This is a genomic window from Gluconacetobacter sp. (assembly GCF_047721585.1).
In the GTDB taxonomy this organism is placed as follows: Bacteria; Pseudomonadota; Alphaproteobacteria; order Acetobacterales; family Acetobacteraceae; genus Gluconacetobacter; species Gluconacetobacter dulcium.
Map to the genome: position 1 here is coordinate 1 of NZ_JBDNXE010000152.1, position 8,407 is coordinate 8,407.

Genomic DNA, 8,407 nt, shown 5'->3' on the forward strand with positions numbered 1-8,407 from the left:
CCCGGGGGGGGAGGGTTTTCCTGCGGCACGACGGGCGCGCCGTGGGTGGGGGCGATGGTGACCATTTCGGCGTCCGTGCCGATGGCGGCGACCGGCGGTAATCTGGTGCAGATGAACGTCTGGAACAGCAAGGTTCTCGATACGTCGTCTTTCTGGTCGGCGGCGGCGCCGGGGCAGTTCACGATTCCGGCCGGGGTGAGCAAGGTGCGGGTTTCGCTCTCGATCGGGCAGTCGGGGATTGGGGCGGACCAGTTTCTGGTGCATCGGAACGGGGTCGGGGTGATGGGGTCGTTCCGGATCTCGGTGCCCGCCGGATACAGCGATGACGGGGCGAATGGCGCCTCCGGCGTGCTGTCGGTGTCGCCGGGCGATGCGATTACTATTTCCTATGCCTCGGTCTCGGCTTTTACGCTGACGGCGGATACGACGACCTGGTTCCAGATCGAGGCCGTGCCGTAGGCGGGTGCCAGAGCCCGGCCGGTGGCGTCCGGGTCTTTCCGGGGCTTGACAGGCGGGTGGGTATGTAACCTATAGGTGACATCGTGCCGAAGGGAGGGGTGTGATGGAGAGCGGACGAATCAGGGGCATTCTGTCGAAATGGCGCCGCATGACGTGGACGCTGTTCGTGGCGGCGGATTTTTTTGTGACCCGGTATCATCCTTTTGGGTATCTGTTCGGATTCCGGGACTTTGAAGCCGCGCACGGGTATTTTGTGGAAACCATGATCCTGTTCGGGCTGTGGTGCGCGGGGATCGGCCTGTATTACGTGACCTTCGGCAGGGGGCGGTGGCGGGCGGATATGCGTGACAGGCGGGAGCGGTTGAGGAACCGGACGGCGCAGCCGATTTCCTTTTCCGCGCGGATGGCCTTTCTGCTCGTGTCTCTGGTCGTTCTTGTCGTTTCGCTTTACAAATACCAGCATGATTCGCAGCCGCATCCTGGAGGGCTGATTGTGCCGCTGCTGTTTTTCGGACTGTTCGTGCTGGTCGAGATCAGCCGCGTGATGGTGCCTTCGGACAGCATGGTGTTTAATCCCGACGACGAATGGGTGGTGTTCCTGCGGGCGCGGACGCTGCGTATCGGGTATGGCACCGCCATTTTCGTGCTGTGCGCGCTGGGCGGCATCCTGCTGTATGCGCCTTCTCTGGCGCTGGTGGCGTGTCCGGTCGGGCTGGCGATGGCACTGGCGGTTCCGGCCTGTGCGTATCAGGTGCTGGATCGCCGGGCCGCTGCACTGCAATGAAGGTGCGGACGGAACTGAAAGCATACCGGGCGGCGCGCGGGTGGACGCAGGCGGAGCTTGCCGAGCGGGTGGGGGTGTCGCGCAAGACCATCAATACCGTCGAGAATGGTATCTTTACGCCCTCGGTGGCGCTGGCCCTGCTGCTGGCGGATTGCCTGGAGGCGACGGTGGAAGACCTGTTCCAGATCGTGCCGGAAGCGACCGGCCCGGCCTGATGCGCTGGGCCGGGCCGCGTGGCCGGGTCTTGACCCCGTTGCCCGTGCCGGCCCACCTTCCCCGCTCGAAGAGCGCGCGCGGGAGGGCGACATCATGGATCTGAGCGAGAGTTTGCAGCACCGGTACACGGCCAAGGCTTACGATACGGGCCGCCGTCTGCCTGACGACATCGTGGCGCAACTGAAGGCGGCGCTGCGCTTCAGCCCGTCTTCGGTCAATGCGCAGCCCTGGCATTTCATTCTGGCTGACGACGAGGCGGGCAAGGCGCGCGTGGCCAGAGGGGCGGCGGGGGCGTTTGCTTACAACGCGCCGAAGATCCTCAATGCCTCGCATGTGGTGGTGCTGTGCGCGCGCACGAGCCTGCCGGCCGACTATTTACAGGCGGTGCTGGACCAGGAGCAGGCGGATGGCCGCTTTGCCGGCGAGGAGGCGCGCGAGGGCCAGCGCAAGACGCGCGGCGGCTATGTGACGCTGCATGAAGAGGCGGGCGACCTGCCGGTCTGGACGCAGAAGCAAGCCTATATCGCGCTGGGCTTCCTGCTGCTGGCCGCCGGTGCGCTGGGGGTGGATGCGACGCCGATGGAAGGATTCGATGCCGAGGCGCTGGATGCGGCGTTCGGCTTGTCGGCGAAGGGGCTGGCGCCGGCGGTGATCGTGTCGCTGGGCTATCATGCCGAGACCGATTTCAACGCGAAACTGCCGAAATCGCGATTGACGGACGACGTGCTGTTCTCGCGCGCCTGATGGCTGCGCGGGTCGGAACTGCCCTTACGATCTGATTGCGGGAAGCGTTATGACCACCCTCTCCGGCGCCGATGCGCGCGATGCCGATCTGGCGGCCCAGTACGAGGCTTATCCCTATCCCCAGCGCGATCCGCGTGACGAGGCGAAGCGGCTGCTGATCGGCAGCCCCAGCCATCTGCGGGAGATCGATTACTGGGTGTTCGGTGCCCGGCGGCCGCAGGCGGTGCCGTTGCGGGCGCTGGTGGCCGGGTGCGGCACCGGGGATGGCGCGATCATGCTCGCCACGCATCTGGCGCGCGCGGGCCGGGCGGGCGAGGTGGTGTGCGTCGATCGCTCCACCCATGCGCTGGGGATTGCCCAGGCGCGGGCCGAGGCGCGGGGGTTGGGGAATATCCGTTTCGTCCAGGGGTCGCTGAATGCGCCGGGTGCGTTGGATCTGGGGGTGTTCGACTATATCGATTGCTGCGGGGTGCTGCATCATCTGCCCGACCCGGCGGCCGTGCTGGGCGGGCTGGTGGGCCTGCTGGCGCCCGGTGGGGGGATGGGGCTGATGGTCTATGCCCCCTATGGGCGGACCGGTGTCTATATGGTGCAGGAGGCGCTGGAGATCCTGGCGCCGCATGGCCAGCAGCCGGCGGAGCGGCTGGGGACCGCCAAGCGGGTGATGGCGGCCCTGCCGGCGACGGCCTGGCTGCGCCAGAACGGCAATTTCGGCGATCATCTGACCGGCGGGGATGCGGGGCTGTATGACCTGCTGCTGAATCCGCGTGACCGGGCCTATACGATCGGGGGCTTTCTGGACCTGCTCGACGGGGCGGGGCTGGAGCCCGCGTGCCTGATGGAGCCGGCGCGCTATGACCCAGCACTGTTCCTGCCCAATCCGCGCCTGCGGGCGCGGGTGGCGGAACTGGGCTGGCGGGAGCGGGCCTGTGTGGCCGAGGCGCTGACGGGGAACATGGCGACCCATGTCGCCTATGTGGTGCGCAAGGGGGCGCGGGTGGCGGCGCCCGATTGCTGCGATGCCGACGCGGTGCCGGTGATGCGGGAAATGCCCGGTGCCGAGCTGGCGCGGCAGATCCGGCCGGATGGTATGCTGCCCTTCGCCTTCGGTACGCTGACCGTGCCGGTACCGGTGCCGCCGCAGATACGGACCATTCTGCCGCTGGTGGACGGTACGCGCAGCGTGGGCGCTCTGGCCGGGGTGATGGCCGATGGGGGCATGGAACGAAGCCGCTTCCTCAAGGTGTGGCGTGAGGGCTTTACCGTGCTGGAGAGCCTGAACCGGGTGTTGCTGCGGGCGGCCGCGTGAAGCAGAGCCCGATCGGGCGCTCCCGGCGGTTTTGAAATAATTGTGATAACGTCGGAAAGAGTGGCGCCAAAAATGGCGGCGGCCTGAAACCGGGGCCGTCGCGTGGCGTATTGAGACAGAATTTTGCCATGTCGGCTTGCCTTGCAGTGGCCGGAGGCTGCCATGCCTGCCTGTAGGGCGGATTCCGCGCATCGTGCTTCACGACATTGTTCGATTTTCACTGTTGTTTGATGCTCTTCCTTCAGATCGGGTCGGAATGGTTCCTGGCTATTTCTGGAAATCCGCTGGTCCTGATTTTGATCTCTTCGTTCGGAGCGGCATACGATTTTTGTAATGGGAACAGTAAAAAAACAAGAATAATCCGGAGTGCGTTCGTATGACAGTCTATGTGGATTTTGAAGCTGCGACGGATTCTGGCGCCCTTTCCAAGCCTTTCGACGTTGTCATTATCGGTGGTGGTGCGGCCGGCCTGACGCTGGTGCGCGAACTGGCCGGGCATAATCTGAAGATTGCCTTACTGGAAAGCGGGGATCGGGAGGAAACGCCGGAGATCGAGGCGCTCAACGAGGTCGAGGTCAATGGATCGCTTCTGAATGACGCGGTTCAGGAGGCCCGACGGAAGCAGAACGATGTCCAGATGAAAGTCTGGAGCGCCGATCGGCAGAGATTCGGTATCCGCTGCCGGGTTCTCGGGGGATCGACGGCCGCGTGGGCCGGAAAAGTGGCGGCGTTCGACCCGGTCGATTACGCGAAACGGGGGTGGATCGCCAATTCCGGCTGGCCGGTCGGAGATGCCGACCTGCGGCCTTTTCTGGAGCGGGCCGCGCGTTATCTGGACCTCGGGCCGCTGCTTCAGGGATCGGCGCTGTGGAAGGCCATGGGGCGCCGCGAGCCGCCCGAACTGGCGACGCTTGGCCGTTTCAGGTCGTTCTTCTGGCAGTTCGCCCGTTCGCGCCATGCCCTGACCGATGTCATGCGTTTCGGCGCCGATTTTCTGGCGGAAGATCATCGGGACGTGACGGTTTTTCTGAAGGCGACGGCGGCGCGCGTCCGGGTGGATGGGGGAAGTGTGACCGGGGTCGATGTCCTTTCGTCGCTGACGGGCGGCAATCGGGGCACGATCTGGTGCAATCAGGTGATACTTGCCGCCGGAACGATTGAGAATGCGCGGCTTCTGCTGCTGTCGCCAGGGGCGGAGCATGGGCCGGTGGGGCGCTATCTGACGGATCATCCCAGTGTCAGGCTGGGGGATTTTTCGCCGGATTATCGGGAGAAAGCGGCGGCGCTTCTGGGGTTCTATCCGCTCCAGAAGGATTACCGGGTCTATATGTATTCCTGCGGGGTGGCGCTGTCGCCGGAGGCCCAGTCGGACTTTCGGATGCCGAATATGGCCGCCTTTGCCGGGGTGAGCATCGCCAGCGACGATCCGCTGATGGCATTGGGCCGCCTGGCGAAGCGGGAAAGCCGTGCGCCGTTGAGGGATGGCCTGACGGTGCTGCGCAATAGCGGGCTCGTCCTGTCGTCGGTTGGGCGGAAATTATTGAACTACCGCAGGATACCCGAGAAAATCCGCCGCGCGGTGGCCGATGCCGCCGTATTCCTGAATGCGAACATGGTGGCGCGGGATTATGCGGGAGGTGGCAGGGGACGACGGCTGGACGGGGTGACGCTGAACATCATTTCCGAACAGCCGCCGGAGGAAGGCAACCGGGTGACGCTGGCGGAAAAGACCGACCGGCTGGGCCTGAGACTGCCGGCGGTCAGTTGGGAGATATCGGACGATCTTCGCCGGAGCATGCTGGGTTTCGCGCGTCTTCTTCGGGAGGATTTCGAACGGAGCGGGATCGGGGGCCTGCGCTTCGCGCCCGGATTCGACACGGAGGATCTCTCGTCGCTTGTCGTCTATGACATGGCGCATACGGCCGGCACCACCCGCATGGGCACCGATCCGGCGACCAGCGTGGTCGATCCCGCGTTGCAGGTGCATGGGGTGAAAGGGTTGCATGTGGTCGGGGCGTCGGTGTTTCCGACCAGCGGCCATGCCAACCCGACCCTGATGATCATGGCGCTGGCGATCCGGCTGGCCGACAGGGTGCGGGAGGAGGTCATGAAAACCAGGCTGGGGACCCTCTCTGCCCTGCATATGGACGACGAGACGCGCCCGCTGGTGGTGGTGACGGGGGCGACCGGTAATCTGGGGCATGCCGTGATCGGCCAGCTTGCCCGGCGCGGATACCGCATCCGGGGGCAGTTCCGCAGCACGATTCCCGATGATGTGCGCGTGGAGTGGGTGCAGTGCGATTTTGCCCGGCCGGACCTGCCCGACGAGGCGTTCGACGATCTGGTTCGCGGAGCCCGTGCGGTGATCCATCTGGCGGCCAGCCTGTCGGATGTGGCGACGATGGAGATCGTCAATGTCACGAATCTCGACCGGCTGGCGAAAGCCTGTGTGCGGCAGGGGGTGTCTTATTTCGGGCAGGCCAGTTCCATGGTCGTCTACGGGTCGCCGACCACGCGGCTGGTGACGGAGGAGACGCCGCGCATCGATCTGGGCAAGCCGATCGCGAAACAATATTTCTTTGAATATTTCATGCAGGAATATGCGCGGAGCAAGATTCTGGGGGAGGATATCCTGGCCTCCTATCAGAAGGACATGCATATCGACCTGTACCGCATCGCCGTGGCCCAGAGCCATGCCTTCCTCGTCGAATCCCTGAACTGGAGCCGGATGCGGAAGATGTTTTCTCTTTACAGGAACTCGCACTTCATCTCGTCGACCTATGCGGCCAGGGCGATGGTGCATCTGATGGAGCGCGGGCTGAAGGCCGGGGAGAAAGGGATCGAGGTCTATAATATCGCCGACCCGGACTCGCCGACCTTTGCCGAGGTGCGCAAGGCGGCGGGGCTGCGGGTGGGGTTCAACGTGCCCCTGCTGTTCGATGTCCTGAAGGGGATCAAGATGGGGAAGACCCTCTCCCGGCGGTATCCGATGGGGTTCTTTCGGATCGATAACCGGAAGCTGGAAGCGACGGGCTTTATCGGGGAGGCTGATTAGGCGGGGGTGCCGCCCCGTGGCGTTCTGGGGGATGTGTCCTGGCCTGCGAAGTTGCGGCGGTATTCTCTGGGGCTGAGTTTGACGCGGTTGCGAAAATGGTGGCGCAGCGCGAAGACGCTGCCAAAACCGACGGCCTCCGCGACGTCTTCCATCGGGCAGGTCGTTTCACGCAGGATGGTCTGGGCGGCCGCGATGCGTTCGGCGGCCAGCCATTCTCCGGCCGGCATGCCGGTGGCGGCGACGATGCGGCGTTCGAAGCTGCGGCGGCTCATGCCGGCTTCCTTGGCCAGGCGGGCGATGGGCCAGGGTTGGTGGAGCGTCTGCCGCACCCGGTCGATGAGGGGGGCGATGTCGGTGTCGGCGCGTGGGCTGACGGGACGTTCGAGAAACTGCGCCTGGCCGCCGGCACGATGGGCGGGCATGACGATGCGGCGGGCCACCGAATTGGCGGCCGCCGGGCCGAAATCCTGACGGACGATGGCGATCAGCAGGTCGATGCCGGCGGCGCTGCCGGCGGAGGTGAAGAGGCGGTCGGTCTCGCGGTACAGGGACGTGCTGTCGACGCGGATGGCGGGGAAGCGGCGTTGCAGGGCCGCCGCATGGCGCCAGTGGGTCGTGACCGGGGCGCCGTCGAGCAGGCCGGTGGCGGCCAGCACGAAAGCACCGGAACAGATCGAGGCCAGTCTTGCCCCGCGTGCGTGGGCGCGGCGCAATTGGTCGACCAGAGCGGGCGGAACCGGGGCTTCGGTGTCTTTCCAGCCGGGGATGACGATCAGGTCCGCCTGATCCAGAAGGTCCGGGCCGTGATCGGGGAGGATGGTGAAGCCGCCATGGGCGCGGAGGGGGCCGGCTTCGATGGCGCAACTGGCGAAACGGTACCAGCCCGGCCCCATTTCGGGGCGCGGCAGGCCGAAAATTTCGGAGACGATGCCGAATTCGAACGTACACAGGCCGTCATAGAGCAGGGCGGCGACCAGCGGGCCGGTTGTGTCTGGCATGATCTGCATGATGATTGGCGTTTGTGCTAATTGCAAGCGCGGGGCGCAGGACGGACACTGGCGGGAGAAGAAGCTGGGAGCCGTTCGATGGCGTCATCCGTCACCACCATTCCGCCCGCGCCGTCCGCCGAGGCCGTGGCGCATTTCTCCGCGTTGTTCGGGTTTGAAACCGATTGTTGGGATGTGCATGCGGCGATGGCCGGGCAGGCCGATTTTGTGTTGCTCGATGTGCGCGCGCCCGATCTCTTCGCGCGGGGGCATATCGCCGGGGCGCTGAATATACCGCATGGAAAGATCACCGCCGCGCGTATGGCGGCGTGGTCCGGGGAGACGATCTTCGTGACCTATTGTGCCGGGCCGCACTGTAATGGCGCCGCGCGTGGCGCGTTGCGTCTGGCCCGGCTGGGACGGCCGGTGAAGATCATGACCGGCGGCGTGGCGGGGTGGGTGGATGAAGGCTTTACCCTTCAGGACGTGGCCCATGCTTGAGATGCGCCCGGATTGCGGCTGTTGCGGCAGGGGATTGCCGCCTTCGTCGCGTGAGGCGGTGATCTGTTCGTTCGAATGCACCTTTTGCGTTGGCTGCGCGGCGGAGATGCTGGATCAGCGGTGCCCGAATTGCGGCGGGGAACTGGTCAGGCGGCCGGTGCGCGAGGCGCCGGAGGCCGTATGACGGCCGGTCCGGGCATTGTTGCGCATGTCTGCCGGACCTGACCGGCCGGCAGGTCGCGCGGCTTTGCCGGTCTCCGGCGCGGAGCGGTCGGGCCTGGGGTTCAGGCGGGTTCCGCTGCCTGTGCGGCCCAGCGGGGGAAGGGGTCGGGCAAGGCGGCGTGGCGGTGGGG

The 8,407-nt window shown here is 65.5% G+C and carries 10 protein-coding genes; 8 read left to right on the top strand and 2 right to left on the bottom strand.

The annotated features are described in order from the left end of the window. From ABF821_RS18430 to ABF821_RS18455, 6 genes are all read left to right on the top strand, one after another. Positions 1-459, top strand: a 459-nt coding sequence (locus tag ABF821_RS18430; RefSeq protein WP_415531130.1) for a hypothetical protein, incomplete at its 5' end; no start/stop codon positions are given. Positions 460-562: 103 nt separating this feature from the next. Then, positions 563-1,243 carry a hypothetical protein gene (locus tag ABF821_RS18435; RefSeq protein ID WP_415531131.1) on the top strand — a complete coding sequence of 227 codons (681 nt, stop codon included), beginning with the start codon at positions 563-565 and terminating at the stop codon, positions 1,241-1,243. Further along, positions 1,240-1,458, top strand: coding sequence for a helix-turn-helix transcriptional regulator (locus ABF821_RS18440; RefSeq protein WP_415531132.1), 219 nt, complete (start codon positions 1,240-1,242; stop codon positions 1,456-1,458). Before ABF821_RS18435 ends, ABF821_RS18440 begins: the two co-directional genes overlap by 4 nt. 94 nt (positions 1,459-1,552) lie before the next feature. After that, positions 1,553-2,203, top strand: coding sequence for an oxygen-insensitive NAD(P)H nitroreductase (gene nfsB / locus ABF821_RS18445; protein ID WP_182975158.1), 651 nt, complete (start codon positions 1,553-1,555; stop codon positions 2,201-2,203). A gap of 49 nt (positions 2,204-2,252) precedes the next feature. Then, positions 2,253-3,512 carry a class I SAM-dependent methyltransferase gene (locus ABF821_RS18450; RefSeq protein WP_415531133.1) on the top strand — a complete coding sequence of 420 codons (1,260 nt, stop codon included), beginning with the start codon at positions 2,253-2,255 and terminating at the stop codon, positions 3,510-3,512. A gap of 376 nt (positions 3,513-3,888) precedes the next feature. Next, on the top strand, positions 3,889-6,567 hold the full coding sequence (locus ABF821_RS18455; RefSeq protein WP_415531134.1) for a GMC oxidoreductase: 2,679 nt from the start codon (positions 3,889-3,891) through the stop codon (positions 6,565-6,567). Here the strand turns inward: ABF821_RS18455 and ftrA are convergent. After that, on the bottom strand, positions 6,564-7,565 hold the full coding sequence (gene ftrA, locus ABF821_RS18460) for a transcriptional regulator FtrA (RefSeq protein ID WP_415531135.1): 1,002 nt from the start codon (positions 7,563-7,565) through the stop codon (positions 6,564-6,566). The genes ABF821_RS18455 and ftrA overlap by 4 nt on opposite strands. Positions 7,566-7,652: 87 nt before the next feature. Here ftrA and ABF821_RS18465 point away from each other — a divergent pair, with 87 nt between their 5' ends. Together ABF821_RS18465 and ABF821_RS18470 are read left to right on the top strand one after the other, a co-directional pair. Then, positions 7,653-8,054: a rhodanese-like domain-containing protein gene (locus tag ABF821_RS18465; protein ID WP_415531136.1), complete on the top strand. Its 402-nt coding sequence runs from the start codon at positions 7,653-7,655 to the stop codon at positions 8,052-8,054. Position 8,055: 1 nt separating this feature from the next. Beyond that, positions 8,056-8,238 (top strand): DUF1272 domain-containing protein, encoded by a 183-nt coding sequence (locus ABF821_RS18470; RefSeq protein ID WP_415531137.1) that lies wholly within the window; start codon positions 8,056-8,058, stop codon positions 8,236-8,238. Here the strand turns inward: ABF821_RS18470 and ABF821_RS18475 are convergent. Next, positions 8,169-8,407: hypothetical protein (locus ABF821_RS18475; protein ID WP_415531138.1), on the bottom strand; the 239-nt coding region annotated here is incomplete at its 5' end. The genes ABF821_RS18470 and ABF821_RS18475 overlap by 70 nt on opposite strands.

Bases quoted from the DNA above. Each gene is read 5' to 3' on its own strand.
- ABF821_RS18435 (WP_415531131.1), top strand. From the start codon at position 563: ATGGAGAGCGGACGAATCAGGGGCATTCTGTCGAAATGGCGCCGCATG.
- ABF821_RS18440 (WP_415531132.1), top strand. From the start codon at position 1,240: ATGAAGGTGCGGACGGAACTGAAAGCATACCGGGCGGCGCGCGGGTGG.
- nfsB (WP_182975158.1), top strand. From the start codon at position 1,553: ATGGATCTGAGCGAGAGTTTGCAGCACCGGTACACGGCCAAGGCTTAC.
- ABF821_RS18450 (WP_415531133.1), top strand. From the start codon at position 2,253: ATGACCACCCTCTCCGGCGCCGATGCGCGCGATGCCGATCTGGCGGCC.
- ABF821_RS18455 (WP_415531134.1), top strand. From the start codon at position 3,889: ATGACAGTCTATGTGGATTTTGAAGCTGCGACGGATTCTGGCGCCCTT.
- ftrA (WP_415531135.1), bottom strand. From the start codon at position 7,565: ATGCCAGACACAACCGGCCCGCTGGTCGCCGCCCTGCTCTATGACGGC.
- ABF821_RS18465 (WP_415531136.1), top strand. From the start codon at position 7,653: ATGGCGTCATCCGTCACCACCATTCCGCCCGCGCCGTCCGCCGAGGCC.
- ABF821_RS18470 (WP_415531137.1), top strand. From the start codon at position 8,056: ATGCGCCCGGATTGCGGCTGTTGCGGCAGGGGATTGCCGCCTTCGTCG.